Below are 25749 nucleotides of genomic sequence, written 5' to 3'. Positions count from 1 at the left end.
GGGGTAGATCTCAAGCCCGCCTCAATATTTGAATTCGCCTTAGTTGCTCTTCACCGCATAATCCGGCTTCTTGTCGTTGCCCTGAATGAACGGGCTCCAAGGCTGCGCACGGATCGGCCCTTCGGTCTGCCAGACCACGTTGAACTGACCATCGGCCTGAATCTCGCCGATCATTACCGGTTTGTGCAGGTGGTGATTGGTCTTGTCCATGGTCAGGGTGTAGCCAGACGGTGCGGCGAAGGTCTGGCCGGCCAGCGCTTCGCGGACTTTGTCGACGTCGGTGGACTTGGCTTTCTCAGCTGCTTGCGCCCACATGTGGATGCCGACGTAAGTGGCTTCCATCGGGTCGTTGGTCACCGCTTTGTCGGCGCCCGGCAGATTGTGTTTCTTCGCGTAGGCTTTCCAGTCAGCGACGAATTTCTTGTTCTGCGGGTTCTCCACCGACTCGAAGTAGTTCCACGCCGCGAGGTTGCCCACTAGCGGTTTGGTGTCGATGCCGCGCAGTTCTTCTTCGCCGACCGAGAACGCCACGACCGGTACGTCAGTCGCCTTCAAACCCTGGTTGGCCAGCTCTTTATAGAACGGCACGTTGGAGTCGCCGTTGACCGTGGAGATAACGGCAGTCTTGCCGCCAGCCGAGAACTTTTTGATGTTTGCAACGATGGTTTGATAGTCGCTGTGACCGAACGGGGTGTAGACCTCTTCGATGTCCTTGTCGGCCACGCCTTTGGAGTGCAGGAACGAACGCAGGATCTTGTTGGTGGTGCGCGGGTAGACGTAGTCGGTGCCGAGCAGGAAGTAGCGCTTGGCGCTGCCGCCTTCTTCGCTCATCAGGTATTCAACCGCCGGGATCGCTTGCTGGTTCGGCGCGGCGCCGGTGTAGAACACGTTCGGCGACATCTCTTCACCTTCGTATTGCACCGGGTAGAACAGCAGACCGTTGAGTTCTTCGAAAACCGGCAGCACCGATTTGCGCGACACCGAAGTCCAGCAACCGAACACCACCGCTACCTTGTCCTGGGTCAGCAACTGCCGGCCCTTTTCGGCGAACAGCGGCCAGTTCGACGCCGGGTCGACCACCACAGGTTCAAGCATCTTGCCGTTGACGCCGCCCTTGGCGTTGATCTCGTCGATGGTCATCAGCGCCATGTCTTTGAGCGATGTTTCGGAGATCGCCATGGTGCCGGACAACGAATGCAGAATCCCGACCTTGATGGTCTCGGCGGCCTGGACGGTCCAGGTCATGCCCATCGCGGCAATGGATGCCGTGAGTGTGAAAGCCTTGATCAAACTGCGACGCTTCATTGTGCGATCTCCATGAACGTTAAAGTTTTTTATGGTTGGCAGATGCGGACGACTGAAGGGTGTTTTGCAAGGGCTGTGCCCAAGCGGGCAATGACGTGGTCTTGAGGGCAAACAGACGGGAGCCTGGACAGGCGTTGCACTAAAAACAGGCAGGACTGCCTGGTGAGTGCAGAGCGTTGCGCGCAAATGGTGCTGTCGGCGCAATGAATGGGATACAGGAATGGATACATAAACGATAAACATGTACGCCGGATGTGCGATTGCCACGGCCCACACTTATTCACTCGATATCCCGATTCCTACCACAGGATTTTTATCATGAGTGATGTGTCAGGCCGGAACGGCCGCGCCGCCAGGCCTCCCGGCCAACCGAGGCTGCAGCAATTGAGCCTCGCCTTTCTGACGGAAGAGGATGCCGCCCACTGGGTTCACAGCCGCATTCCAGATAAGCCGGACAAAGAATATGGCAGTGTGATTCTGCTTCGCCCGGATGGCAAATTTGTGGCCACTAAACCGATTCCGGGGCAGGTGACTCGCTTCGATTTCGGCACCATTATCGAAGTCGACGCCAACGGAAATTACGTCCATCCCCAAGGCTACCGATGCGTGGCAAACGTGCACTGCCATGCCGCTCTCTACGATCACATCCGGCAGGCCAATCCGACTTGGGATGAATTGCACGTGCGGCTGTTCATCAATTTTTTCTCCGGTCTCGACTTTGTGGCGGATGTGGGCGCACGGCACTTCTTTCGCAGTGCTTACCTCTCCGGCCCTGACAGAACCTTGCTCAAATACTCGCCCAGCGGCTCTCAGGAAGAGTTCAGTTACTACCTCTGGCGCAAGGCGGGTTCGCCGCCCGGCAATCCGGTAGGTACCTATGACGTCATGAGCGTCATCAATAAAGTTGCTTCGGTGGGTGAGCTGAAGGTCATTGTCTCCAACGCAGACTGGGGCTATTCCGTCGGTCGTGTACCGGCGGACTGGCAAGCCAGGCAGTCGTTTTCCCGAGGTGTGTTGAGCGAAATGCCGCTCATGACTCGCGTGTGCTATAGCGCCGAACGCGCCGTTGTTGCCGCACTTAAGTATAAGGGCGCGCAGACTTCGGGACTGCTGCTCAAAAGCCTGACAGGCAAGGAGTATCTGGCGACGCTGGCGCGGCCGTTCGGGCTCGATGCGTGGGATCCGGAAAAGTGGTTTGCTGCCGGCAGCAACGGGCAGTTGCAGTTGCCAAGAGGCTACACGCTGGAGGGTTTTTACTGCGCTTCCCGTCCGGATCCGGCGCTGTTTCCGCCCACTCAACAGTGGCTCTACGAGAACTTCTTCACGCCACAGGAGATGGCCCTCGACATCGCGAGCCTGGCCAAGGCCGAACGCCTGGCTGCCGCGGGCCAGCCGCTGTCGCTGTACTTGCAGGCCAAAGATGCCTCGATGTTGAAGTACACCTTTAGCGGTACGCGGATCGAAGCGGCGCTAAGCATTCGCAATGCTGACGGAACGGTCGACGACCCGGGCCTGCAAGCACGAATCCGTGACGGCTCTTTGCGGCCCCGCGAGTTCGTCTCGATGCTGGTTCTGATCGGGCGCCTGGATGTGTTGCGCGGCAGCGCGCTGTGGGCTCGACTGGGTAGGGTGGGCGTCGATTGGACGCCGTTTGCTAACTTTGCCTGGCCGGTGCTCAGCGCTGCGTTTTTAACAGCCGATGACGCCGTTCGATATGCTCATGAGCAGGTCGGTCAGCGGCGTGAGCGTCAGTATGCAGGTTATGTTTTCCAGCGCGACGATAAGCGCTTTGTGGTTACCGAGCCGGTTGAAGGAGGCATTGCCGGGCTCGGCCAGGGCACGCTTTATCCGGTCGATAACCAAGGGCGCTCGATTCTTCCGGACAATCATGTCGTACACGCTCGCTATGTGTCCCACGAAGCACTGTCGCAACTCGAACCCGTGGATGTGCTGTCGCGCAAGTGGACACGTCAGGATGCCGCTCTGAGCCTGCAAATGGTCAGTGTTGAGGAAATGCGTCAGATTTTTCTGGACGAGATCCCGCTGTACGTCTCCGCCGCCCAGAATGGACTTGTGCGGTTCGAGCCTTACCAGACCCTGATCGCCAGAGATGTGGCCAGACGTCTGGGCACGGAAAAACATCCGGGTACGCTGGCGCAAGCGCTCGACAGCGGAGCCGTGTTGCCCGAGGCGTTCATTCGGGAGCAGATCACGGCCGGACGGTTGACCGTACTGCTCAACAGTGAGCTATGGGGGCCGCGAGGGCAACTGACGCCTGGCTGGCACTCACCCGCCGTGCCCTGGGCATGGAAACGCCCCGAGCATGTCGCTTTCGGCGCCGTGGGTGCTTCGGCGGAGGACGCCGTGGCGTATCGATATGCCCGCGACACGCGCTTGCACGACACCGAACGGGCCTGGTTCGGCTTCATACTCAAACACATGGATCGTGAAGAGTATGTCGCCACGGAGCTGTTTCCCGTCGGCGAGCACAAAAACAATGTCTTCCAACTGCAAAGCATGTTCGCCCCGAAAAATACACCGCCCTGGTACCAGTTCCCGGATGGCTTCGACCGCCATGGTTTCTTTTACTCGCGCCAGCGTGTGAAACATCCGTTGAGCGCGACCGCGGCCTGGCTGGCGCAATACTTCATCCCGCCAGAAGATATCGCTATTGCGACTTACTATACGAATCGCCGTCCGGTGGTGGATTCGATTCGGGGCATCCCGTTGTATATGTCGACACAGGACGGCGCCTTGCTGAAGTACGAACGCAGCGACACCTCCCGCCTGTTCAAAGACGATGATCCCGATCTGACCCTGGATGCCATAAACAGGAAGCTCGCTCGGGGCACGATGCTGCCCGAGGGGTTCGTCCGGGTTGTTGCCAACAGCGGCGAACTCAGCGTTCTGCGCACGACCTTGTGTTGGGATCGTGCGGGCAAGGTCGATGCAGCCTGGAAACCCCGGATGAATCTTGAGCGCCGAATGCTCGGCCCGGTGTTTCGAAGCCCTGACGATGCGGCGGCCCACGCACGTTCGCTGATCCCCGGTACGGCGGTCAAACCCCATGGCGGTTTGATTCTGAAACGCTCCGATGGACTGTATGTGGCCACCACGCCGATCGAGGTGTCCCGCGAGGATTTCGACGTCGCTGATATCTATCCGGATAAAAAAGAGACCACGGGATTATTCCCCATCGGCTGCCTGATCATGGCGCGCTATCGGTCCCGAATCGGCAGAGGGGTATCGGTCATATTGTCGTCCGTCGAGAAACAGACCTACCTGAACATGCTTTCGGTAGACACGCTGTACACGGCATTCACCAGCGGCTCGATGAGCGCGCTCGATGAGTACATGTTGAATCCTGACGGTTCTCTGGTTTGCTACCAGTCCGGATTTCTCGATCGCATCCGCGCCGATCTGGCCAATGTGCTGACAGACTACAAAGGGTTACCTGCCGACCTCGACGGGAAAAAAATCAAGCAGTTCATCCGCAGCGGCGAATTGAAACCCAGTGCCTGGATCGACTCGCTGGCCAAGGCCGGCAATCTGCGGGTCATCGTCGGCAGTCAATTATGGGGGCTGCCTCGCCCGGTCACCCGTTGGGTACCGTTTTCCACGGATCTGCTACCTGCGACGGATTACCACAAAGCATTGAGTGCACCGCTCTGCAGTCCCGTGTTCATCCAGGCCGACGCTGCCGCCCGCTACGCTCATGAAACTCGGGTCAGCCGGGACAACCAGACGTTCTGCTTTATCCTGCGCTCCGGGGCGGACTCGTTCATCGCCAATCTTGCGGTCGAGGTACAACGCTCTTCGCTGGCGCTGGATCGGGTATTCGAGCAAGGGCGGTTGCCAAGCGGTTATACGCTGGACTCGCTGTGTATTCGCGCAGCACTGCCTCCACTGGGGGGGCGTGATGGTGACGTCCGGCAAGTGTTTATTTCGCCCAGCGACGTGCAGCAGGCCCGTGTGCGGGCCGCCACCTCCCATGGCTACAAACCGGTCTACATCTCGTGTGTCGACGGAGCGCTTTTAAAACTGGCGCTTCATTCGTTTGAACCCGGAACGTTCTACGACAAGTTCGGGCAAATCGAACTGCGCCCCAACTCGTTCGCGTCGGCGGAACAGGCCGCGGAAGATGAGCGCGATATTGCCAGGGGCGTGTTTAATTTCACTGATTATGTTTTGCGCATGGCACGCGCCGGTACGCTCGAAGTCATCGAGACCAGTCTGTACTGGTCACGCCATGGCGTAGTCGGCGATGACTGGCAGCCACGCATGGCCGACGCCTCCAGCGACGAGCAATGGCGCGCCAATCATGCCCCGGCGCTGGGGCCGGTTTTCCATCATATCGACGATGCCGCTCGCCATGCCGGCAGCCGCGCAGGTAACGACCCGGTCAGCGGCAATGGTTACGAGGGCGCGATCCTCACCCGGTTCGCGGCCAACCGGTTTGTTCCGCTCGAGCCGATTGCTTACTCCGCTTATGAGGACAATCCACTCGTACGGATATTCCGCGCCACGAACGATCCCTCGACCAACTGGCGCTATCCGGCTGCGCGCTACCCTGATGGTTATACCGTGATAGCCAGTCACCAGTTTCACTTGTCGGGCAATACAACGCTGGGTCCGGATGTTGACGAGGTGCATGCAAATTTCACATCGCCAGATCAGGTTCATGCCCATACCCACCGACTGAAGGACAAAGGTTTTGCGATCCGTGATTACTACTACTCAACCGCCCATGGCGTACTGCTCAAATACACCCCTGTCTATTCCGATGCCGAGCGGAGTCTGCTATTGACCCAACCGGTTGTATTCGAAGGGGGGCGATGGGTGAGTAAGTTGAGCCCAGGTGAATTCATTTCAAAACTCATGGAAATGGGCGAATTCAGGGTCGTGGTGGCCGGGTATTACTGGAAGCAGACCGGACGCATGGGGAGCCGTTGGCGAAGCCGCCGCCAGCAGCCAGCGGGTGCAGGCATCGTGCGGTCCAGGGACGAACTGTGATTTTCGATCTGTCGCTCAAGTGCTGAGTGTGTCGTCAGGACCCATGCGCATTCGTGAGGCGTGCACGGTCAGCGGCGGCGCATCAGGCCGATGAAGAACAGGCCACCGATGGCCGCGGTGGCGACGCCGATGGGCAGGTCTTCGGGGGCGATCATTGTGCGGGCGGCAACGTCGACCCAGATCAGAAACACACTGCCGATCAGCACGCACACCGGCAGCAAGCGCCGGTGTTCGGCGCCGACCAGACGCCGCGCAATGTGCGGCACCATCAGCCCGACAAAACCGATGGAGCCGCTGATCGACACCAGCACCCCGGTCATCAACGAAGCGATGACGAACACCCGCAGACGCACCGACCGGGCATTCAGGCCGAGGGTGACGGCGGTCTGTTCGCCGGCCATCAACGCGTTCAACGGACGCGCCATGCCCAACAGCAAGATCAACCCGAGCAACACGCTGGCCGCCGGCACCGCGAGCAACTCCCAACGCGCCAGCCCAAGTCCGCCGAGCATCCAGAACATCACCGCTGAACTGGCGCGGTGGTCGCCCATGAACAGCAGCAAATTGGCGATCGCCATCATCACGAACGACACCGCCACACCGCACAGCAGCAAGCGATCGCTGTCGAGCCGGCCATGCCGACTGGCTATCGCCAGAACCACCAGCATGCTCAGCAACGCGCCGATAAACGCCGCGATCGGCAAGGTCAACAGGCCGATGATTTCACCGACATGCAGCACCACAATCACCGCACCCAGCGTCGCCCCTGAAGTGACGCCGAGCAGATGCGGATCCGCCAGAGGATTACGCGTCACGGCTTGCAGCACCGAGCCGATCAGCGCGAGGCCGGCGCCGACCAGCGCACCGAGCAACATGCGCGGCACGCGGATCAGCCAGACGATGTGCTCTTGTCCGGCGCTCCAGTTCACTTCGCCGAAACCAAATGCCTTGTGCAGCAAAATCCGCCACACCACATCGACCGGCACCCGCGCGGGGCCGAAGCCGAGCGACACCACGCACGACACCAGCAACACGGCGCCGAGGGCAATCAGCAACAGGGCGTAGCGACGGTTGATCATTCGCCGTGGAAACCTTTGGCCAGGGTTTCAACGGCCAGCACGTTGTCGATCCCCGGCGTGGCCTGCACGTACGGGATGACGATGAAACGCTGATTCTTGATCGCGTCGATCGATTGCAGGGCTTTGTTCTTCAGCAGGAATTCAATCTTCTGCTCGGCGGTGATTTCGCTGTAGTCGACGATCACGATGACCTGCGGATTGTGTTCGACCACGGTCTCCCAGTTGACCCGCGTCCAGCTCGCTTCGACGTTCTCGAGAATGTTGCGCCCACCCGCCGCATCGATCAGCGCTTGCGGCATGCCGAGGCGGCCGGAGGTCATGGCGCGGTCTTCGCCACTGTCGTACAGGAACACGCGTGGTTTTTCTGCCGGCAGGTCTTTGCGCACTTGCGCGACTTGCGCCTGCATCTGGGCGATCAGCACATTGGCGCGATCCTGCACGTCGAAGATTTTGCCGAGGTTACGCAGGTCGTTATAGGTGTCCTCAAGCGTTGCGGCGGGGCGCTTCATCACGAACGCGCAGGACTCGGTCAGCTCATAGACGTTGATGCCCAGCGGTTGCAGGGTTTGCGGCGTGAGATCGCCGCCCACGCGCATGCCGTAATCCCACCCGGCGAAGAAGAAATCGACGTTGGCGTTGAGCAGGGTTTCCACCGACGGGTACTTCGCTGCCAACTCCGGCAGGCCATTGAGCAGCGACTGCATCTCAGGCGTCACCGATTTCCAGCCACTGACGCCGCTGTAACCGGCCATCCGCGATTTGAGGCCGAGGGCGAGCATCATCTGGGTCATGTTGATGTCATGGCTGACCGCGTGTTTTGGCGCTTCTTTAAAGGTCACTTCGCGGTTGCAGCTTTGAACGGTCAGTGGGTACTTCGTGGCCTCGGCCAACGCTTGGGCACTGCACAGCAAAAGAGCGACGCAAAGCAGGGAACGCACAGTCATGGTCGGGTTATCCAGGTGATTCGCGGGTAGCCGTGAAGAGGGTGGGAGTCGATCAACGCCTCGACGCCGAAAACGTCGCGCAGCAATTCAGTGGTGAGGACTTCTTGCGGTGTGCCGCTGGCGACGATGCGGCCGTGGTTGATCACGTACAGTCGGTCGCAGAACGCGGCGGCCAGGTTCAGGTCGTGGATGCTGGCGAGGGTGCCGATCTGCAAGCGTTTGACCAGTTGCAGCAGTTCCAACTGATAACGCGGGTCGAGGTGGTTGGTCGGCTCGTCGAGGATCAGCAGTTGTGGTTGCTGGGTCAGGGCACGGGCGAGAATCACCCGCTGCTTTTCTCCGCCTGACAGCGTGGCGAAGGCGTGGTCTTCGAAGCCTTCGAGACCGACGGATTTGAGCGCCTGGGTCGCGAGGTTTCGATCCTCAAGGGTTTCGCCGTCGAACAGACCTTTGTGCGGCGTGCGGCCCATTGCGACGACTTCTTCGACGGTCAGGCCGAAAGCGTCGGGGAACTCCTGCAAGACCACCGCGATGCGTTGCGCGCACCAGCGTGAGGATTGTTTCCACACGTTGTGGTGGTCGAGTTTGACCTCGCCGTGTTCCGGTTGGCTGAAGCGGTAGGCGCAACGCAACAGGCTGGTCTTGCCGCTGCCGTTGGGGCCGATCAGCCCGACGAACTCACCGGCGGCCACCTGCAAGGAGGCGTCACGCAGCTGGAACTGGTGATGGCAGTGGCCGTGGCCCAAGGGTGTCCAGGCGAGATCAGTGAGGGTGAGTGACGTCATAGGGCGTTCGGTGTGTTCTCGATTTCATGTTTTTTCGGTAGATCCATCCCCCCCACCCCAGCCCTCTCCCCCAGGGGGGAGAGGGGGAAAGGGAGCCGATCTTCATGCTTTTCAAGCCTGAGCTCGACTCGGTCTTTCAGGTCGGTGCCACTTGCCTAGACAACACGGTCAGTCCCCTCTCCCTCCGGGAGAGGGCTAGGGTGAGGGGCAGCATTCTTCGATCAAAAGGTGTAATCAGCGGTGACAAAAAACGACCTCGGCTCGCCAAGGATCCACTGCTGCCCGCCATTGTATTGGCTTTGCGCATACCGGCGGTCAAACAGATTGTTCACCTGCAAACCCAAGGTCGTGTTACGCAAGGCCTGCCACGACATTGTCGCATCCACCACGGTGTAACTCGGCAACTCGTTACGGTTGGCCATATCGGCGTAACGTGCATCGACATAGCGCACGCCCGCACCGGCCCTCAGGTCATCGCTAAGCGCTTTGTTCAGCCACAGATTGGCGGTGCGTCGCGGCACGTCCACCGGGCGGTTGCCGTTATACGACAGGGTTTGCCCGTTGACTACTTCCGAGAAGTCGTCGTACCTGGCCTTCACAATTGCGGCGTTGGCCTGCAGTTGCCAGGCGTTCGGCAGTTGCAGATCAAGGCTGGCTTCAAGTCCGTTGGACGATTGCTGACCGACCTGCTGCTTGAGCGTCGGGTTGCCCGGATCGTCAGTCAGCAGTTTCTTTTTGACGATGCGATACGCCGCCAGCGTGAACTCGCCACGCTGATCCCAGAACAAATGCTTCAGGCCGATTTCCGTCTGGCGGGCGGTCGATAGATCGTATTGCTGCTGGCTCGGGCTCAGAGAGATCAAGCCGCCGATGCCATCAGTGCTGGTTGCCACTTGGCCGTAGAACGACGTCTCGGGCGTCAGCGCAAACACCAGACCGGCCTTCCAGTTGTTGCCGGTCAGGGTCTGGTCGCTCTGGCTGCCATCGGTCAAGTCGTTACGATCGACATGCACATAATCGCGACGCACGCCGGTCACCAACGACCAGCGCTCGCTCAACTGCGTGCGGTTTTCGGCGAACGCCGACATCTGTCTGGTGGTGCTGTCGAACTGATCGCTGTACGGATCGGCACTCTCGAAATACCCGCTTTGTGGGTGATGCAGATCCAATGGCTGACCGTTCGGCAGCACATCGTTGAACGGCGAGTTGCTGTCGAGCTGGAAGCGGATGCGGTTTTTATCGACGCCGGTGACGGTCTGGCTGTCGAGGCCGAACAGCGAGTGCTTGAAGGTGAACGTCTGACGATCACCAACCTGTTCCTGCTTGTGGCCGATGCCGAAGTAACCGCTGCGACTCAGTTGCTGACTGCCCGCGTCGAAGTTGAAGTTCTCGGCGTTCTGCCAGCGGCGCTGGGCCTTGAGGTAGTAGAGCTCGTTGCTGGCGCTGACGGCATCGTTGATCTGCCAGTCGCTGGTCAGGCGCGTCCATTGATCGTTGTAGTGCTGCTTGTCGTCACGCACGTTGTAGTTTTTGTTGCGCAGGCTTTCCTTGAAGTGGCCGTTGATCAGCGGCGTGCCGAAGTAATTCTGCGGGCGCTGGTCGCCGTAGTCGTGGGCGAGGGTAAACGCCAGATCATCAGTGGCCTGCCATTGCAGGGCAGCGCTGATGAAGTCACTGGACGAATCGCCGCGATCGATCCAGCCGTTGCTGCGCAGACGATTGAGATTGAGGCGATAGCTCAGGGTATCGCTCAGCGAACCGCCGCTGTCGAAGGCCTGTTGCTGAGTGTCGTAGGAGCCATAGCCGACGCGCGCGTGGTTTTCGATTTCACCTTCGAACGGCTTCTTCGGGATCACGTTGACCACCGCGCCGGTCGCGCCTTCGCCGTACAGCACCGAGGCCGGGCCGCGCAGCACATCGACGCGCTGTACCGACCAGGTGTCGACCGGAAAGGTCACTGTGCCCATGCCGCTGTACAGGCGATTGCCGTCATACAACTGCATCACTGAACTCTGCCCGGTAAAACCCCGGGCCTGCAACGAGGTGCCGCCATCGCCCGGCGTACCGGTGCGGCTGATGCCTGTGCTGCGCGACACCGCGTCCTGCACGCTGCGATCACCCCGGGCGCGGACTTGCTCGCCGATGAGGCTTTCGACACTGGCTGGGGTTTCCATCGCAGTGAGGTTCAGGCGTGAACCGGCAGTGGTCGGGGTGGTGAGGCTGACGGTTTCGTAGTCCTGCGCCTGCGCGGTGATGGTGCCGGTGGGCAGCGTCAGAGCTTGGCTATCGGCCTGGGCGCTGTTCATCACGAACAGGCAGAGGCTGGACAAGAGGTACTTGTTCATCGGGGGTGGTGAATCACTTCTTCAAAAGAATGCCCGCCGCTTTTGGCCGCGGGCAGAATGGCGAATTAGAGTTATGCAGTAACACTAAAGTTTGCCGGCTTATAAGTCCCGGCATTCTATAGACCAGCCTGAAATGCGCATCTCGCATTACTCATGATCAACTTGAGCGCAATCGATGGGGGAGTGCGAGCGCGAATATTTTGTTCATGCAGATAATCTCATTATCGAGTCATCCAAATTACCAGACAGTCTAAAAAACCGTCATTTATAACAGTGTCCGAGACCGGGTGTTCAACGATAGGCTGTCTCTGCAAAGTTAGGCTTTGCTCACAAACGAAGGAGTTGTGCCATGAACACGATAGGCCCTGGAATCGGCGTTGCCGTAATTTGTTCGTTGTTTGTTTTTCCATTAAGTGCGATGGCTGGCTACACCTTTCCGACTTGCCAACAGGCGTGGATAGATGCACCGGCACGTGAGTCATGTAAGTCAATAAGTACTGGTTCGAAGATTATCCCTGAAGCGGCGGAATCCAAGTCAGTTGCTCGTAATTGCGACATCAAAGTCATGTGTAAACAAAAGAACGGGGTTTACGCTCCTCAAGATGACGTCACGGTTGACGTTACCCAAGTGCCCATTCTCAACAACTGCAATGGACACTTGAAGGTGGGAGATTGCCAATAGATGAAGGCGCGGGTGATGTAAATCACCCGCGCACGTTCGATCAATGCGTCAAATCCGCAGCCTGCTGACTGAGTCGAGCCAGGAAGAGCTTGTCCAGCAACCAGACCACCACCAGCGAAGCCCCCACCAGCGGAAAGATCACCGCCAGCGCGAGCATGATCACCACCCCGGTTTTCCACTTCGGCAAATCATGACGCAGCGGCGGCACACCGAATTTGCCCTGTGGTCGGCGCTTCCACCAGATCACTACGCCGCTGACGGCGCTGAGCAGGATCATCAGGCAGATCAGCAGCACGACGATCTGGTTGAAGGTGCCGAACATCTTGCCTTCATGGAGCATCACGCCGATTTCCGTGGCGCGGGCCACTGTGCCGTACTGCTCGAAGCGCACATCGGCGAGGACTTTGCCGGTGTATTGATCGACGTGCAGGGTCGCGTCGTTGCGCGGGTCATCGGCGAACACGGCGATGGTGAAAACGCCGGTGGCGGTGGTCGGCAGGGTGATGCTGTAGCCCGGTTCGACCTTGCGTTCAGTGGCGATGTTCTGCACGTCTTGCAGGCTGATGGTTGGCGAGGCTGGGCCTGCATTTGCGCTGCCATGGGCCATGTGTTCGGCATGGTCGCCGGACATCGGCATCGGCGTGTTTTCCATCGCCCAAGGCACGGTCTGGCGAGTGGCGCTGTTGAGGCTGCGGGCCTCGACGTCGGAGGTCGGCACGTTGTCCCACATCGCCGCCGGGAACACGTTCCACACCTGGGCGTATTGCTTGCCCCAGAAGCCGGTCCAGGTCATGCCGCTGAGCAGCATCACCAGCAACAGTGTCGCCCCCCAGAACCCGGTGACGGCGTGCAGATCGCGCCACAACACGCGCCCGCGACTGTTCAGACGCGGCCACAGAATCCCCGCCGCCTGGCCGCGCGGCCACCAGAGGAAAAGCCCCGACACCACCAGCACCACGCCCCAGCCAGCGGCCATTTCGATCAGCCGGTCACCGACCGTGCCGATCATCAATTCGCCGTGAATCGCTCGGGCGATAGCTTGCAGATTCTGCTTGGCATCCTGCTCGCCGAGGACGTCGCCGTGGTACGGATCAATGAACACGTTGAGTTCGTCGCCGGCGTTCTTCACGACAAATTGCGCGCTGCGTTCGGCATTTACCGGCGGCAGGTACTGAGTGATCTGGCCTTGTGGATAAGCACTTTTCACCCGTTGCAGCAGGTCATCGGCCGGCACCGTGTGATGCCCGACTGGGACGTTGAGCAGGCTGCTGTACATCAGCGAATCGAGCTGCGGTTTGAACAGATAGATGATGCCGGTCAGCGACAGCATCACCATGAAGGGCGCGACGAACAATCCGGCATAAAAATGCCAACGCCAGGCCAGGTTGTAGAAATTCGGTTTGGGCTTTTGCATCACGTTTGCTCCGCTTGGCGAATCGTTTTTTAGATCAAAAGATCGCAGCCTCCGGCAGCTCCTACAGGTTGAACGCGCTCCTAAGTAGGAGCTGGCGCAGCCTGCGATCTTTTGACTTTTCTTGTTAGAAACTCATGTCCACTTTGGTCCAGAGCGTGCGCCCCGGTTCATTGATGGCTTGCGGGTCATTGGCCGGGTAGCCGAAACCGGCGTTGCCCGCCAGGTTCAGGTGTTCGGCGTAAGCTTTGCCGAACAGGTTGTCGACGCCGCTGCTGACCTTCCAGTGCTTGTTGATCCGGTAGGCACCGTTGAGCGAGAACACGCCAAAGCCCGAACTCTTGTCGTAATCCTTGCCGACCACGTTGCCCTTGTTCTGATCGATACGGTTTTGCCTGGCCACCACCCTCCACAGTGCGCCGGCACTCCAGTTGTCTTCGCTGTAGGTCAGGCCGAAACGTGCATCCAGCGGCGGCATCTGCGGCAGCGCTTTACCGTCGCTGCTGTTCTTGCCCCAGGCGTAGGCCAGGGTTGCGTCGGCTTTCCAGTGGTCGGTGAGGTTGTAAGCGGCACCGAGTTCACCGCCCATGATTCGCGCGTCGATGTTTTCGGCGCGCGAAGTGCTCATGCCCATCATCGCGGGGGTGTAATCGAACAGGATGTAATCGCGCACCACGCCGATGTAGCCCGAGGCCCAGGCTTCGAGGTCGGCGCTCTTGTAGTTCACGCCGAAGTCGAGCTGAGTGGTCTTTTCCGGTTTGATCGAATCGAATGCATTGACCGAACCGGCAGGTCCCGACTTGGGCGAAAACAGCTCCCAGTAATCCGGGAAGCGTTGCGCGTGACCGAGGCCGGCGTAGAGCGTGGTCGGGCTGTCGGACAGGTCATGCTCATAACGCACGAAGCCGCTGGGCAATGTGTCAACGCGAGTGTCGTCGGCGGTCGGGTTCGGCCGGGACATCATTCCCGAACTGGTGGTCTGCCGGTAATCCTTGGCTGAAGCGCGGTCGATTCGGGCGCCGGTGATGAGCCGATCACGGTCGGCGGCGTACCAAGTCATCTCGCTGAACACGCCGTAGTTATGGAAATCGGCGTCCTTGTTGCGCGGCACGTTCTTGTAGGTGTCGATGCCCATCGCTTTGCGCTGGCGATGCTCGTTGGTCTGCGCGTCGAGGCCGGTGATCAACTGGATGTCGGCCCAGCGCCAGGTGGCTTTTATCCGCGCGCCGAGAGTGCGGCGGTCGACGTTCGACGCCATGGGCCCGGCCATCATCCCGGTGCCGGACGGCGTGCGCAGGGTGTAGTTGTCCATGACGTGGTCGGCGTAGTTGTAGTAGACCTGCGCCTCCAGTTTCTCCAGCACGTCAGTGATGTTGGACTTTTCGAAACGCAGACCGAGGCTTTCGCGCAGGAACTGCGAGCCGTCCATGCCGCGTCCGGCGTAGCGGGCTTCGCCGTCGCCCTTGCCGGCGGTCAACTCGATCAGGGTGTCGGCGTCCGGGGTCCAGCCGAGCGCCACGTCGCCGTTCCACTTGTCGTAGCGCGAGGCGACGATATCGTTATTGCCGTCGCGATAATCGTCGGAGTGCGCGGTGTTGCCGATCACTCGCACGTAGCCCAATGGCCCGCCAGCTGCGGCGTCGACGACTTTGTCGAAGCGGCCGTGGGAGGCGGCCAGAATGCTCGCGTTCACCCGCGTGCCGAGTTCACCGAAATTCTCCGGCTCACGGTCGAACAGAATCGTGCCGGCCGATGCGCCGGGGCCATAAAGCACGGTTTGCGGGCCTTTGATTACGGTGAGTTTGTCGTAGGTTTCCGGCGAGATGTACGAAGTCGGCGCGTCCATTCGACCGGGGCAGGCGCCGAGCATCATGCTGCCGTTGGTGAGGATATTCAGCCGCGAACCGAACATGCCGCGCAGCACCGGATCGCCATTGGTGCCGCCATTGCGCACCAGCGCGAACCCCGGAATGGTCTTCAGATAATCGCCGCCATCACTGGCTGGCACCGGTTGGCGCGGGTCCTTGGGGTTGGTGACGATGGTCAGCGGCGAACTCGGCGCGATGGCGGTGATCACCGTCGGGCTCAGTTCATCCGCGTGTGCGGCGTGGTCATCGGCCAGCACCAGCGGGGACAGCAGGACGCCGCAAAGGACGGCGATAGCGTGCCTGAAACGAATGCGCGATTCGTTCAAAGCGAAGGTCGCCCGGGTAGAACCCAGACGTGGAACAGCAGAAAACCTGGACATGACAATTTCCATCAAACAGTCGTAAACGACACGGTCGGCAGCCTGAAGCTGTCTTCTCAACCGTGTGTAATCAGCGGTGGGTGATTACGCTGCGATGGGCGGGGCGCGCGTGCGGGCGCCGGGGAAGAAGGTTTGCCGGGCATGGCCCAGGCGTGGGGAAGGCGAGGTGAAGGTGTTGGCGTGGGCGATGCTGAATGCGGCGAACGTGCCGCCGCCGGTCAGTGCCGGGCAATTGAACAGCAGGCTGCAATAGCCGCACTTTTCCCACAGCGCGTGGTGCGAGGATTGCGGCGGGCAGTGTTCGACGGAGGGTTTGGCGTCATGCGCGGTGTGATCCATACCGGGCATGTCCATCGACATGTCCATGCTCATCGGCATGGAGGTCGAGGCGTGCTGATCCATCGGCATCGACTGAGAAATCAGTGGGCCGATGAAGATCATCAACATGGCGAACAGGGCGATCCAGCTACCGTGCTCACGGTTGCTGCGGATAGACCTGGCGCTGGACGGGCGCATGATTGCGGTCAGCCGAAAGGCTTACTGAGCGTGCGCGTGGGCTTGTGTGGTTTCCGGCGGCCTCTTCTGCACGGCCACTTCGACGGTGACGTCACCGGCCTTCTCGAAATGCATCGTCAGCGGGAAGCTTTTGCCGTCGCTGAGCAGGCTGCGATCCGTCGGGTTGAGCAGCATCACGTGATAGGCCATCGGCGCGAAAGTGACATTGCCGCCCGCCGGGATTTCCACGCTCGGCACTTGCTGCATCTTCATCAGATCGCCCTGCATTACATGCTCGTGCAATTGCGCCTCGGGGGCGATTGGCGAGTCGACGCTGAGCAAGCGGTCGGCGTTTTTGCCGGCGTTGTGAATGATGAAGTAAGCGGCAACGGTCGGCGCATTCGGTGGCAGTTCCTGCGACCACGGGTGAGCGATTTCCAGCTCGCCGGCCTTGTATTCGTGGGCATGGGCGAAGCACGCAGGCAGCAACAGCGCAGCGATGACGAAGAGTTTGTTCAACATGGCAGTTCTCCAGAACGATTTGAAACGCAGGTCAATTGCGCGAACAAATCAAACCAGAGGGGAAGCGCGGGGATTAAGGCTCGGCCATTGCTGGCGCGGTGTGGGTGTTTGCAGTGAGGCGGGCGCCACGCTGCGATTGCTCTCAAAGCGGGCGAAATACAGCTGCGGCGTATGTCCCGGCAGCGCCACCAAAGGCGCTGAACCCGAGCAGCACCAGCAATGCTGCATGTTGGAGTGGTTGTCGTTGGACGGGGCTTTCTGCTCCGTGGTGCCGATGTTGATCGCCACCATCTTCGTCCCGCTGCCGGTGCAGAAACTGCTCCACAGCAATTGCTCGGCCGGTGAATTGGCCGCTTTCGCCATCGCTCCCGTCATCGGCATGGCGAGCATGTTGAACAGCACTGCAAAGCAGGCGATCCAGGCAAGTGCGAGCCGGTGTCGGTTCATGGGACAGATCCGTTGGGTGGGCGATCAGGCGCGGCTATTTAGCCTGATCAGGGCCGATAAGTAAAAAAGCGTCGTGCGGTTTGGTGTCGCAGATCAATCAAATTGCCACGGCATGTAACTTCAGACCCAGTGCTTTCATGACTTTCATAATAGTTGCGAATTCAGGATTGCCAGTGCTGCTTAGAGCTTTATAAAGGCTTTCCCGGCCCAGGCCGGCATCACGAGCCACTTGGGTCATGCCTTGGGCTCGGGCAATGTCATTGAGTGCGGCACGGATCAGGACTCCATCCCCTTCATCATCGTCAAAACAAGCGTCCAGATATGCCGCCATGTCCTCGGGAGTTTTGAGGTACTCGGCGGCGTCAAAACGGGCGAATTCTTCGGTCATGATTTACTCCTCATTTCCGATGTTATGTGCCATCTGCACGGCGCGTTTGATATCTCTCTTTTGTGTCGATTTGTCGCCCCCGATCAGCAGCAGATAAATCACTTCGCCTCTACGTGTGAAGTACATCCTGTAACCAGAGCCGTAATGAACACGCATTCCTTGGGATACAAGCTGGCAAGCCGCTTTTCTTGGCTGTCTGCTTGTCGGGATTAAAGGAACCGAAGTATTGGAGTGAGGGTGTAGTGAAGAACAGTCGTCTGCGTCCTCAAAATTTGCAGGCAAATTCGCAGATAAATTCGAAGTTATGAAAAATCTGACATCGTCAGGGCTTTAAGGGCTTCAGACGCTGATCCAAACTCCCGATCAACCCCCGGCAACACCGGTCGCTTCAACACCATCACTGGCACCCCGCGCTCGCGCGCCACTTCCAGCTTCGGTTCGGTCGCGGTGCTGCCGCTGTTCTTGCTGATCAGCACATCGATCTGCCGCCGCTCGAACAACGCGCGTTCATCTTCCAGCAGGAACGGCCCGCGAGCGGCGATGACTTCGCAACGTTCGTTGCCGGGATAAACGTCGAGGGCGCGCAGCGTCCAGAATTGATCCGCAGGGATTTCGTCGAGGTTTTGCAGTGGCTCGCGGCCCAAGGTGAACAAGGGGCGGTGGAACGGTTTGAGGGCAGTCATCAACTCAGCCCAGTCGCTGACTTCGCGCCAGTCATCACCCGGTAGCGGCTGCCACGCAGGGCGGCGCAAGGCCCAGCAGGGGATGCCGGCCAGTTGCGCGGCGTTGGCGGCGTTGTGGCTGATTTGCGCGGCGTAGGGATGGGTGGCGTCGAACAGCAGGTCGATGCCTTCGTCACGGATGAATTGCGCCAGACCTTCGGCACCACCGTAACCACCGACGCGCACCTGACAAGTCAGATCCGTTGGCACCCGACCCACCCCGGCCAGACTGTAAATGTGCTCAGGCCCCAGCTTGCGGGCGATGGCCAGCGCTTCAGTCACGCCGCCCAGCAGCAAAATCCGCTTCATGCAAAACCTCCGGCGTGGCCGACAATGCCGCCCTGACGATCAATCGCAAACACTTCGACCTGCACCTGTGCCGGCACCACGCTGCGGGCGAATTCCAGCGCGTGGCGACAGACCTCATCCCCCAATGCGATCCCCGCCGCACTGGCCATGGCCAACGCTTGCTGACTGGTGTTCGCCTCTCGGATTCCCTGCTGCAAAATCTCATCCGCGCCAATCGCCGCCGCCCATTCCGCCAGTTGCGGCAAGTCGATGCTGGAATGGCGCGAGTGCAGATCCATGTGCCCGGCCGCCAGTTTACTGATCTTGCCGAAACCGCCACACAAACTGAGTTTATCCACAGGCACTTTGCGCAGATGCTTGAGCACCGCGCCGACGAAGTCACCCATTTCGATCAAGGCGATCTCCGGCAGGTCGTAAACCCGGCGCATGGTGTCTTCGCTGGCGTTGCCGGTGCAGGCGGCGATGTGCAGGTAACCGTTGGTCTTGGCAACGTCGATGCCCTGATGAATCGAGGCGATGTAGGCCGCGCAGGAAAACGGCCGGACGATGCCGCTGGTGCCGAGGATCGACAGGCCGCCGAGAATGCCCAGGCGCGGGTTCATGGTTTTCATTGCCAGGACTTCGCCGCCCTCGACGTTGACCGTGACGTCGAAGCCGCCGGTATAACCGGTCTCGGCGGCGAGCAGGCTCAGGTGATCGCTGATCATCTTGCGTGGCACCGGATTGATCGCCGGTTCGCCGACGCCCAGCACCAGTCCGGGTCGGGTCACGGTGCCAACGCCTGCGCCGGCATTGAAACGAACGCCCGGCTCGGCCATCAATCGCACCCGCGAATACAGCAGTGCGCCGTGGGTCACGTCCGGATCGTCGCCGGCGTCCTTGATCGTTCCGGCTTCGGCACCGTCGTCGGTCAAGCGGCAGAACTCCAGACGCATCTGCACCTGTTTGCCTTTGGGCAAGACGATCTGCACCGCGTCGGCCGAGATGCCGCCGAGCAACAGGCGAGCAGCGGCGAGGCTGGTAGCGGTGGCGCAGCTGCCGGTGGTCAGGCCGCTGCGCAGGGGCGCGGGTTGTTCGGCGGTTTCGTCACGCATCAAGAGGTTTGACCAGATCGAGCAGAGTGATTGGCAACGCCTGACGCCAGGTGTCGAACTCGCCCAGCGGTTGCGCCTGAGCGATATGGATGCGCGTCAGTTCGCCGCCGTAGCGCTCCCGCCAGTTCATCAGGGTGATTTCGCTTTGCAGAGTTACGGCGTTGGCGACCAGTCGGCCGCCGGGTTTGAGTTGCTCCCAGCAGGTCTCGAAGACGCCCTCGCGGGTCACACCGCCGCCGATGAAAATCGCGTCCGGGCGCTCCAGCCCTGCGAGTGCCTGCGGCGCGCGCCCACGGATCAATTGCAGCCCGGGCACGCCCAGCGCATCGCGGTTGTGCTCGATCAATTGTTGGCGGCCGTCATCGGCTTCGACGGCCAATGCGCGGCAACTCGGATGCGCGCGCATCCATTCGATGCTGATCGAGCCGCTACCAGCGCCTACGTCCCATAGCAGTTCGCCGGGTGTCGGGGCGAGGCGCGCGAGAGTGATGGCGCGCACATCGCGTTTGGTCAGTTGGCCGTCATGTTGGAAAGCCGAGTCGGGAAGGCCCGCGAGGCGTGACAAACGTGGAGCATTGGCATCGGCCAGGCATTCGATTGCGACCACGTTGAGGTCGGCAATCGGCGCGTCGTTCCATTCATTGGCCGTGGCGTCGACACGTCGCTCGGCGTCGCCGCCCAAATGTTCCAGAACGCTCATCCGGCTCGAACCAAAGCCGCGCTCGCGTAGCAATTGCGCGACTGCCGCCGGACTTTGTCCGTCATTGCTCAGCAGCAGCAGGCGCACGCCACTGAACAGCTGCGCATTGAGGGCTGCCAGCGGCCGGGCCACTAGCGACAGTGTCACTACTTCCTGCAACGGCCAGCCGAGACGGGCGGCCGCCAGCGCGCAGGAGGACGGCGCGGGCAGGATCAGCATCTCGTTTGCCGGCAGCTGCCGCGCGAGGCTGGCGCCGACGCCGTAGAACATCGGATCACCGCTGGCCAGCACGCACACCGCTGCGCCGCGTTGTTGCAGCACTGGCGCAAGGGAAAACGGGCTCGGCCACAACTCACGCTCGCCGCGAATGCACACCGGCAGCAAATCCAGTTGCCGCTGGCCGCCGACGATCCGCGAGGCGCCCATCAGGGCGCGCCGGGCGTTTTTGCCCAGGCCCTTGAAGCCGTCTTCACCGATTCCCACTACCGTCAGCCAGGGTGACATCTATATTCCTCTAAACATGCCGTTCCGACGGGCAGACTTTTCATGCCGCCGGACAAAGCAGGCATAATACCGCGCCTTCGCCCGCGAAGCGCCTTTCCCACGCAGCCGGTCAGCCCCTTGAACGAACGCCCGATGTCTACCGCCTTACGCCCCTCGGCCTGCCCGGGGTTGCTGCGTATCGTCCAGGCATTGGACGGCGGCATCTGCCGGATCAAACTCAACGGCGGCTCGATCAGCGCCGATCAGGCTGACGCGGTGGCCAATGCCGCCGAACAGTTCGCCGGCGGCGTGATTGAGGCGACCAACCGCGCCAACCTGCAGATTCGTGGCATCGCTCAGCAATCCGCTGCACTGATCGACAGTCTGCTGTCCGCTGGCCTCGGCCCGCGAACGGCGGCGGGCGACGATGTGCGCAACCTGATGCTCAGCCCGGCCGCCGGGATCGACCGGCAGATGCGCTTAGACACTCGCGCGCTCGCCGAACAGATCCTCGACACCCTGCAAAGCCATCCACGTTTCCATGAATTGAGCGCCAAGTTCGCCGTGCAACTGGATGGCGGTGAAGCGCTGGCGATGCTCGAACATCCGCATGACTTGTGGTTATCCGCGTTCGAGCACGACGGTGAAACGCTGCTGGCATTCGGTCTCGCGGGTTGCCCGACGGATCGCGAGGTTGGCGCCGTGGCCCTGGAAAGCGGCCATGCGCTGGTGGTCGCGGTATTGGAGTTGTTCCTCGAACTGGCGCGACCCGAGCAGACGCGGATGCGCCATCTGCTCGACGAACTGCCGATGCTGGCGTTTCTTGAACAGCTCAGGACGCGCCTGCCGATCAAAGCGGTTAGCGCTTGGCAACGCATGTCAGTGGCGGACGATCTGCAAATCGGCGCACATGTGCAGAACACAGCCAACTTCGTCTACATCGGCGCGGTGCCGCCACTCGGTCGCCTCGACCCGGGCATGCTGCGCGGCGCCGCGCAACTGGCCCGCCGGTTCGGCGATGGCAGCCTGCGTTTCACGCCGTGGCAAAGTCTGCTGCTGCCCAACGTGAGCGCAAGCGATGCCGCGCAAGTGCTCGCAGGGCTCAAGCAACTGAACCTGCTGACCGACGCTTGTGAACCATTGTCGAAAATCATCGCCTGCACCGGTTCCAGCGGCTGTGGCAAAGGCCTGGCTGACACCAAGCACGATGCCCGTCTTCTCGCAACGCTGTTGCCCCGTGCGCAAAGCGTGCATCTGTCCGGCTGCCCGCGTTCATGCGCCGCGGCCCACTGTGCCCCGGCGACTTTGCTGGCCGTCAGTGCCGGGCATTACGACCTCTATTTTCGCGATGCAGCGCAGCCGGGTTTCGGCGCGCTGCACGCACGCAACCTTACTATTGAAGCGGCCGCGACCTTGCTCGCCGCCCGCTCCCGGAGCCCCCTTGATGCTTGATTACATCCGCGACGGTCAGGAGATCTATCGCAACTCCTTCGCGATCATTCGCAGCGAGGCCAATCTGGCGCGCATCCCGGCCGATCTGGAAAAACTCGCGGTGCGGGTGATCCACGCTTGCGGCATGGTCGAGGCCGTCGACGGTCTGCAATTCTCTGAAGGTGCGGGCAAGGCCGGGCGCGATGCGCTGGCCGCCGGTGCGCCGATCCTCTGCGATGCGCGGATGGTTTCCGAAGGCGTGACCCGTGCGCGCCTGCCGGCGAACAACGAAGTGATCTGCACCCTGCGCGACGAGAGCGTGCCGGAGCTGGCCCGTGAGTTGGGCAACACCCGTTCCGCCGCCGCGCTGGAACTGTGGCGGCCGCATCTGGAAGGTAGCGTGGTGGTGATCGGCAACGCGCCGACCGCGCTGTTCTATCTGCTGGAAATGCTCGACGCCGGCGCACCGAAACCGGCGCTGATCCTCGGCTTCCCGGTGGGCTTCGTCGGTGCCGCAGAATCCAAAGCGGCGCTGGCGGCCGACAGCCGTGGCGTGCCGTTCGTGATCATGCAGGGCCGCCTCGGCGGCAGCGCCATGGCCGCTGCGGCAGTCAACGCCCTCGCCACGGAGATCGAATGATGCAGGCAAAAGGTCGTTTGATTGGCCTGGGCGTGGGCCCCGGAGATCCGGAGCTGATTACCGTCAAGGCCCTGCGCCTGCTGCGCGAATCGCCAGTGGTCGCGTACTTCGTCGCCAAGGGTAAAAAAGGCAACGCCTTCGGCATCATCGAAGCGCACCTGCAAGAGGCACAGAACCTGCTGCCGCTGGTGTACCCGGTGACCACTGAAGCGTTGCCGGCACCTCTTTCTTATGAACAAGTCATCAGCGATTTCTACGATGAAGCCGCCGAGACGGTGGCCGCGCATCTGGATGCTGGTCGTGATGTCGCGGTGATCTGCGAAGGCGATCCGTTCTTCTACGGTTCTTATATGTATCTGCATGATCGCCTGGCCACCCGCTACGAAGCGCAAGTTGTGCCGGGCGTGTGTTCGATGCTGGGCGGCGCTTCGGTGCTGGGTGCGCCGTTGGTGTACCGCAATCAGAGCCTGTCGGTGCTTTCCGGCGTCTTGCCCCACGAGGAACTCAAGCGACGTTTGGCCGATGCCGATGCGGCAGTGATCATGAAGCTGGGGCGCAATTTCCCCAAAGTGCGTCAGGTGCTGGAAGAACTCGGCCTCGCCGAACGGGCGCTGTACGTCGAGCGCGCGACCATGGCCAATCAGAAGATCGTGCCGATGGATCAGGTCGAGCCGATGTCGTCGCCGTACTTCTCGCTGATTATCGTGCCCGGCGAACGGTGGCAAGGCTGATGACGCCATCCACTCCCGCCATTGTCATTCTCGGTCAGGGCAGCCTGGCCACCGCGCGGCGCATTCAGCAGGTGTATCCGGCGGCGCAGATCCACGGCCTCGCCGGTCGGGTCGAAGGCGCCGACTGCACCTATCAGGAATTCGGCGCGACCCTGCGCGCGCTGTATCAGCAGGACACGCCGATCATTGCCCTGTGCGCGGCCGGCATTGTCATCCGCACCCTGGCGCCGCTGTTGCTGGAGAAAGGCGTCGAGCCTGCGGTACTCGCCGTCGCTGAAGACGGCAGCGCCGTGGTGCCGCTGCTCGGTGGCCTCGGCGGGGTGAATGTCATGGCGCGGGAAATCGCGGCCGGGCTGCAAGTCTCGGCGGCGATCACCACCAGCGGCGAGCTGCGCTTTGGCACCTGTCTGCTCAATCCTCCGAGTGGCTACGCGCTCGCGGATCTGGAACTGGGCAAGCGGTTTGTCTCTGACCTGTTGGCCGGACACTCTGTGCACATCGAAGGTGCGGCGCCGTGGCTGGCGCAGGCACAGTTGCCGGAAGATCCGCAGGCGCAGCGTTCGATCCATATCGGCAGTGCCGAACGCGAAGCGAACGCCAATGAATTGCTGATTTACCCGCGCAGTGTCGCGGCGATGGTCAGCGCTGAAGTGCCGGATCTGCCGAACACCCTGCGTAGCGCGTTGCACGAGGCGAAACTGGCGGTGCAATCGCTGGCCTGTCTGGTGGCGATCGACACTGAAATGGCCGCGGCGAATCTGCGTGAAGCGGCGCTGGAGTTGGGCGTGCCGCTGCGGTTTATCGCTGCAACGAGCGACCTTCATGCGCTGCCGGATGTGTCGATTATCGGCTCAGCACACGGCATCACTTTGGCTGTTTCCGAGCAGCCGCTGGACGTCGCGCAAATCGGTCGCCCACGCGGTCGCCTGGCGGTAATCGGCCTCGGCCCCGGCGCTGCCGAACTGATGGTGCCGGCGGTGAAAGCCGAACTGGCCCGCGCCACCGACGTGCTCGGCTACGAAACCTACGTGCGCATGGCCGGCCCGTTCCGCGACGATCAAATCCAGCATTGCACCGACAACCGCGAAGAAATGCAGCGTGCCCGTCACGCCTTCAGGCTGGCGGCCGAGGGCCGTTCGGTGATCGTGGTGTCTTCTGGCGATCCGGGTGTGTTCGCCATGGCGGCCGCGGTGCTCGAAGCGTTGCACGAATCGACCGATCCGGCCTGGCACAGCGTCGATCTGGAAATCCTGCCGGGTGTGTCGGCCTCGCTCGCCACCGCCGCTCAGGCTGGGGCGCCGCTGGGGCACGACTTCTGCGTGATGTCGCTGTCGGACAACCTCAAACCGTGGTCGATCATCGAGAAGCGTCTGGATCTGGCGGCCGAAGCGGATCTGGCGCTGGCGTTCTACAACCCGATCTCCCGCGCCCGTCCGTGGCAACTGGGGCGTGCGCTGGAGATCGTCGCGCAGCATCGCACCCCCGAGACGCCTGTGGTGTTGGGCCGCGATATCGGCCGGCCGGGCCAGACCCTGCGCACCACGACGCTGGGCGCGCTGACCGCGGATCAGGTCGATATGCGCACCATGGTGCTGATCGGCTCGTCCACCACGTGCACCTTTCCTCGCGCTACGGGGGGCGAGTGGGTTTACACGCCGCGCTGGTACGGCGAGAAGCCGGATGCCTGACGGTGTTTCTTTCAGGGCTCATGAGAAGTTGTAAGTAACTTCGCGCATTTGTGAGCTTAAGTTAACTCCGCCGGGTACAACTTCCAGGAATATAAACAAGGCTGCGAACCATTGGGTTCGTGGCCTTGTTTGCTTTTCTGCAGACAATACTGGAGGGCGGTGTTTATCTCCGATGGAACCCTGCGTAACAGTTGAATGTTGTTCGATGTTTCTCCTGACATTGTTTGAATTTCTTCGCGTTTGAATCATTCGTCTTTGCCCAATAGTTTTGTCCGTCTAATGCTTTA

At 60.9% G+C, this 25749-nt stretch carries 20 protein-coding genes and 1 pseudogene; 6 read left to right on the top strand and 15 right to left on the bottom strand.

Annotation, left to right across the window (positions count from 1 at the left end; all coding sequences use genetic code 11):
- Positions 1–39: 39 nt before the first annotated feature.
- A complete protein-coding gene (gene urtA / locus IAI51_RS11220) occupies positions 40–1305 on the bottom strand; it encodes an urea ABC transporter substrate-binding protein (protein ID WP_110719602.1) in 1266 nt (421 codons plus the stop codon).
- 318 nt (positions 1306–1623) lie between these two features.
- Here urtA and IAI51_RS11215 point away from each other — a divergent pair, with 318 nt between their 5' ends.
- Positions 1624–6318: a DUF4329 domain-containing protein gene (locus tag IAI51_RS11215; RefSeq protein WP_187678546.1), complete on the top strand. Its 4695-nt coding sequence runs from the start codon at positions 1624–1626 to the stop codon at positions 6316–6318.
- 68 nt (positions 6319–6386) lie between these two features.
- Here IAI51_RS11215 and IAI51_RS11210 read toward each other — a convergent pair whose 3' ends face one another.
- From IAI51_RS11210 to IAI51_RS11195, 4 genes are all read right to left on the bottom strand, one after another.
- Positions 6387–7397, bottom strand: coding sequence for a FecCD family ABC transporter permease (locus IAI51_RS11210; protein ID WP_187678545.1), 1011 nt, complete (start codon positions 7395–7397; stop codon positions 6387–6389).
- A complete protein-coding gene (locus IAI51_RS11205; RefSeq protein ID WP_187678544.1) occupies positions 7394–8341 on the bottom strand; it encodes an ABC transporter substrate-binding protein in 948 nt (315 codons plus the stop codon). Before IAI51_RS11205 ends, IAI51_RS11210 begins: the two co-directional genes overlap by 4 nt.
- A complete protein-coding gene (locus IAI51_RS11200; protein ID WP_187678543.1) occupies positions 8338–9126 on the bottom strand; it encodes an ABC transporter ATP-binding protein in 789 nt (262 codons plus the stop codon). The genes IAI51_RS11205 and IAI51_RS11200 overlap by 4 nt, the downstream gene beginning before the upstream one ends.
- A gap of 221 nt (positions 9127–9347) precedes the next feature.
- A complete protein-coding gene (locus tag IAI51_RS11195; protein ID WP_187678542.1) occupies positions 9348–11471 on the bottom strand; it encodes a TonB-dependent receptor in 2124 nt (707 codons plus the stop codon).
- Between the two features lie 349 nt (positions 11472–11820).
- On the opposite strand from IAI51_RS11195, the gene IAI51_RS11190 reads away from it, so the two are divergent.
- A complete protein-coding gene (locus IAI51_RS11190; RefSeq protein WP_187678541.1) occupies positions 11821–12153 on the top strand; it encodes a hypothetical protein in 333 nt (110 codons plus the stop codon).
- 40 nt (positions 12154–12193) lie between these two features.
- Here IAI51_RS11190 and IAI51_RS11185 read toward each other — a convergent pair whose 3' ends face one another.
- The 10 genes and pseudogenes from IAI51_RS11185 to cbiE all read right to left on the bottom strand — a co-directional run bounded on the left by IAI51_RS11185 (position 12194) and on the right by cbiE (position 20993).
- Complete coding sequence (locus IAI51_RS11185; protein WP_187678540.1) at positions 12194–13567, bottom strand: PepSY-associated TM helix domain-containing protein; 1374 nt, start codon at positions 13565–13567, stop codon at positions 12194–12196.
- Positions 13568–13691: 124 nt separating this feature from the next.
- Positions 13692–15812, bottom strand: coding sequence for a TonB-dependent copper receptor (locus IAI51_RS11180; RefSeq protein ID WP_187678539.1), 2121 nt, complete (start codon positions 15810–15812; stop codon positions 13692–13694).
- Positions 15813–15896: 84 nt separating this feature from the next.
- Positions 15897–16328, bottom strand: a complete 432-nt coding sequence (locus IAI51_RS11175; protein WP_187678538.1) for a DUF2946 domain-containing protein — start codon at positions 16326–16328, stop codon at positions 15897–15899.
- 21 nt (positions 16329–16349) lie between these two features.
- Complete coding sequence (locus IAI51_RS11170; RefSeq protein WP_187678537.1) at positions 16350–16829, bottom strand: copper chaperone PCu(A)C; 480 nt, start codon at positions 16827–16829, stop codon at positions 16350–16352.
- A 48-nt stretch (positions 16830–16877) separates the two neighbouring features.
- Positions 16878–17276, bottom strand: a complete 399-nt coding sequence (locus tag IAI51_RS11165; protein ID WP_187678536.1) for a DUF2946 domain-containing protein — start codon at positions 17274–17276, stop codon at positions 16878–16880.
- 97 nt (positions 17277–17373) lie between these two features.
- Positions 17374–17664 (bottom strand): addiction module antidote protein, encoded by a 291-nt coding sequence (locus IAI51_RS11160; RefSeq protein WP_187678535.1) that lies wholly within the window; start codon positions 17662–17664, stop codon positions 17374–17376.
- 3 nt (positions 17665–17667) lie between these two features.
- Positions 17668–17820: pseudogene (locus IAI51_RS11155) on the bottom strand (type II toxin-antitoxin system RelE/ParE family toxin); the annotation flags it as partial.
- A gap of 146 nt (positions 17821–17966) precedes the next feature.
- Positions 17967–18695 (bottom strand): cobalt-precorrin-6A reductase, encoded by a 729-nt coding sequence (locus tag IAI51_RS11150; protein ID WP_187678533.1) that lies wholly within the window; start codon positions 18693–18695, stop codon positions 17967–17969.
- Positions 18692–19789: a cobalt-precorrin-5B (C(1))-methyltransferase gene (locus tag IAI51_RS11145; protein WP_187678532.1), complete on the bottom strand. Its 1098-nt coding sequence runs from the start codon at positions 19787–19789 to the stop codon at positions 18692–18694. The genes IAI51_RS11150 and IAI51_RS11145 overlap by 4 nt, the downstream gene beginning before the upstream one ends.
- Complete coding sequence (gene cbiE, locus IAI51_RS11140) at positions 19782–20993, bottom strand: precorrin-6y C5,15-methyltransferase (decarboxylating) subunit CbiE (RefSeq protein ID WP_187678531.1); 1212 nt, start codon at positions 20991–20993, stop codon at positions 19782–19784. Before cbiE ends, IAI51_RS11145 begins: the two co-directional genes overlap by 8 nt.
- A gap of 132 nt (positions 20994–21125) precedes the next feature.
- Here cbiE and cobG point away from each other — a divergent pair, with 132 nt between their 5' ends.
- From cobG to cobJ, 4 genes are read left to right on the top strand one after another with little or no spacing between them, the layout of a single operon-like run.
- The gene (gene cobG / locus IAI51_RS11135) at positions 21126–22424 is read left to right on the top strand and encodes a precorrin-3B synthase (RefSeq protein WP_316249764.1); all 1299 of its coding nucleotides are present in this window, start codon (positions 21126–21128) and stop codon (positions 22422–22424) included.
- Complete coding sequence (locus IAI51_RS11130; protein ID WP_007914573.1) at positions 22417–23043, top strand: precorrin-8X methylmutase; 627 nt, start codon at positions 22417–22419, stop codon at positions 23041–23043. Before cobG ends, IAI51_RS11130 begins: the two co-directional genes overlap by 8 nt.
- Positions 23040–23774, top strand: coding sequence for a precorrin-2 C(20)-methyltransferase (locus IAI51_RS11125; protein ID WP_370872600.1), 735 nt, complete (start codon positions 23040–23042; stop codon positions 23772–23774). The genes IAI51_RS11130 and IAI51_RS11125 overlap by 4 nt, the downstream gene beginning before the upstream one ends.
- Positions 23774–25462, top strand: a complete 1689-nt coding sequence (gene cobJ / locus IAI51_RS11120; protein WP_187678529.1) for a precorrin-3B C(17)-methyltransferase — start codon at positions 23774–23776, stop codon at positions 25460–25462. The genes IAI51_RS11125 and cobJ overlap by 1 nt, the downstream gene beginning before the upstream one ends.
- Positions 25463–25749: the final 287 nt, after the last annotated feature.

This window comes from Pseudomonas sp. N40(2020) (assembly GCF_014472415.1).
In the GTDB taxonomy this organism is placed as follows: domain Bacteria; phylum Pseudomonadota; class Gammaproteobacteria; order Pseudomonadales; family Pseudomonadaceae; genus Aquipseudomonas.
This window is presented reverse-complemented; position numbering and strand designations above follow the sequence as displayed.

What these genes read in the sequence shown, in the direction of transcription:
- IAI51_RS11200 (WP_187678543.1), bottom strand. Translation starts at nt 9,126, where the DNA reads ATGACGTCACTCACCCTCACTGATCTCGCCTGGACACCCTTGGGCCAC.
- IAI51_RS11205 (WP_187678544.1), bottom strand. Translation starts at nt 8,341, where the DNA reads ATGACTGTGCGTTCCCTGCTTTGCGTCGCTCTTTTGCTGTGCAGTGCC.
- IAI51_RS11160 (WP_187678535.1), bottom strand. Translation starts at nt 17,664, where the DNA reads ATGACCGAAGAATTCGCCCGTTTTGACGCCGCCGAGTACCTCAAAACT.
- IAI51_RS11190 (WP_187678541.1), top strand. Translation starts at nt 11,821, where the DNA reads ATGAACACGATAGGCCCTGGAATCGGCGTTGCCGTAATTTGTTCGTTG.
- IAI51_RS11175 (WP_187678538.1), bottom strand. Translation starts at nt 16,328, where the DNA reads ATGCGCCCGTCCAGCGCCAGGTCTATCCGCAGCAACCGTGAGCACGGT.
- IAI51_RS11180 (WP_187678539.1), bottom strand. Translation starts at nt 15,812, where the DNA reads ATGTCCAGGTTTTCTGCTGTTCCACGTCTGGGTTCTACCCGGGCGACC.
- cobJ (WP_187678529.1), top strand. Translation starts at nt 23,774, where the DNA reads ATGACGCCATCCACTCCCGCCATTGTCATTCTCGGTCAGGGCAGCCTG.
- cobG (WP_316249764.1), top strand. Translation starts at nt 21,126, where the DNA reads ATGTCTACCGCCTTACGCCCCTCGGCCTGCCCGGGGTTGCTGCGTATC.
- IAI51_RS11165 (WP_187678536.1), bottom strand. Translation starts at nt 17,276, where the DNA reads ATGAACCGACACCGGCTCGCACTTGCCTGGATCGCCTGCTTTGCAGTG.
- IAI51_RS11125 (WP_370872600.1), top strand. Translation starts at nt 23,040, where the DNA reads ATGATGCAGGCAAAAGGTCGTTTGATTGGCCTGGGCGTGGGCCCCGGA.
- IAI51_RS11195 (WP_187678542.1), bottom strand. Translation starts at nt 11,471, where the DNA reads ATGAACAAGTACCTCTTGTCCAGCCTCTGCCTGTTCGTGATGAACAGC.
- IAI51_RS11130 (WP_007914573.1), top strand. Translation starts at nt 22,417, where the DNA reads ATGCTTGATTACATCCGCGACGGTCAGGAGATCTATCGCAACTCCTTC.
- IAI51_RS11215 (WP_187678546.1), top strand. Translation starts at nt 1,624, where the DNA reads ATGAGTGATGTGTCAGGCCGGAACGGCCGCGCCGCCAGGCCTCCCGGC.
- IAI51_RS11170 (WP_187678537.1), bottom strand. Translation starts at nt 16,829, where the DNA reads ATGTTGAACAAACTCTTCGTCATCGCTGCGCTGTTGCTGCCTGCGTGC.
- IAI51_RS11150 (WP_187678533.1), bottom strand. Translation starts at nt 18,695, where the DNA reads ATGAAGCGGATTTTGCTGCTGGGCGGCGTGACTGAAGCGCTGGCCATC.
- IAI51_RS11210 (WP_187678545.1), bottom strand. Translation starts at nt 7,397, where the DNA reads ATGATCAACCGTCGCTACGCCCTGTTGCTGATTGCCCTCGGCGCCGTG.
- IAI51_RS11185 (WP_187678540.1), bottom strand. Translation starts at nt 13,567, where the DNA reads ATGCAAAAGCCCAAACCGAATTTCTACAACCTGGCCTGGCGTTGGCAT.
- urtA (WP_110719602.1), bottom strand. Translation starts at nt 1,305, where the DNA reads ATGAAGCGTCGCAGTTTGATCAAGGCTTTCACACTCACGGCATCCATT.
- cbiE (WP_187678531.1), bottom strand. Translation starts at nt 20,993, where the DNA reads ATGTCACCCTGGCTGACGGTAGTGGGAATCGGTGAAGACGGCTTCAAG.
- IAI51_RS11145 (WP_187678532.1), bottom strand. Translation starts at nt 19,789, where the DNA reads ATGCGTGACGAAACCGCCGAACAACCCGCGCCCCTGCGCAGCGGCCTG.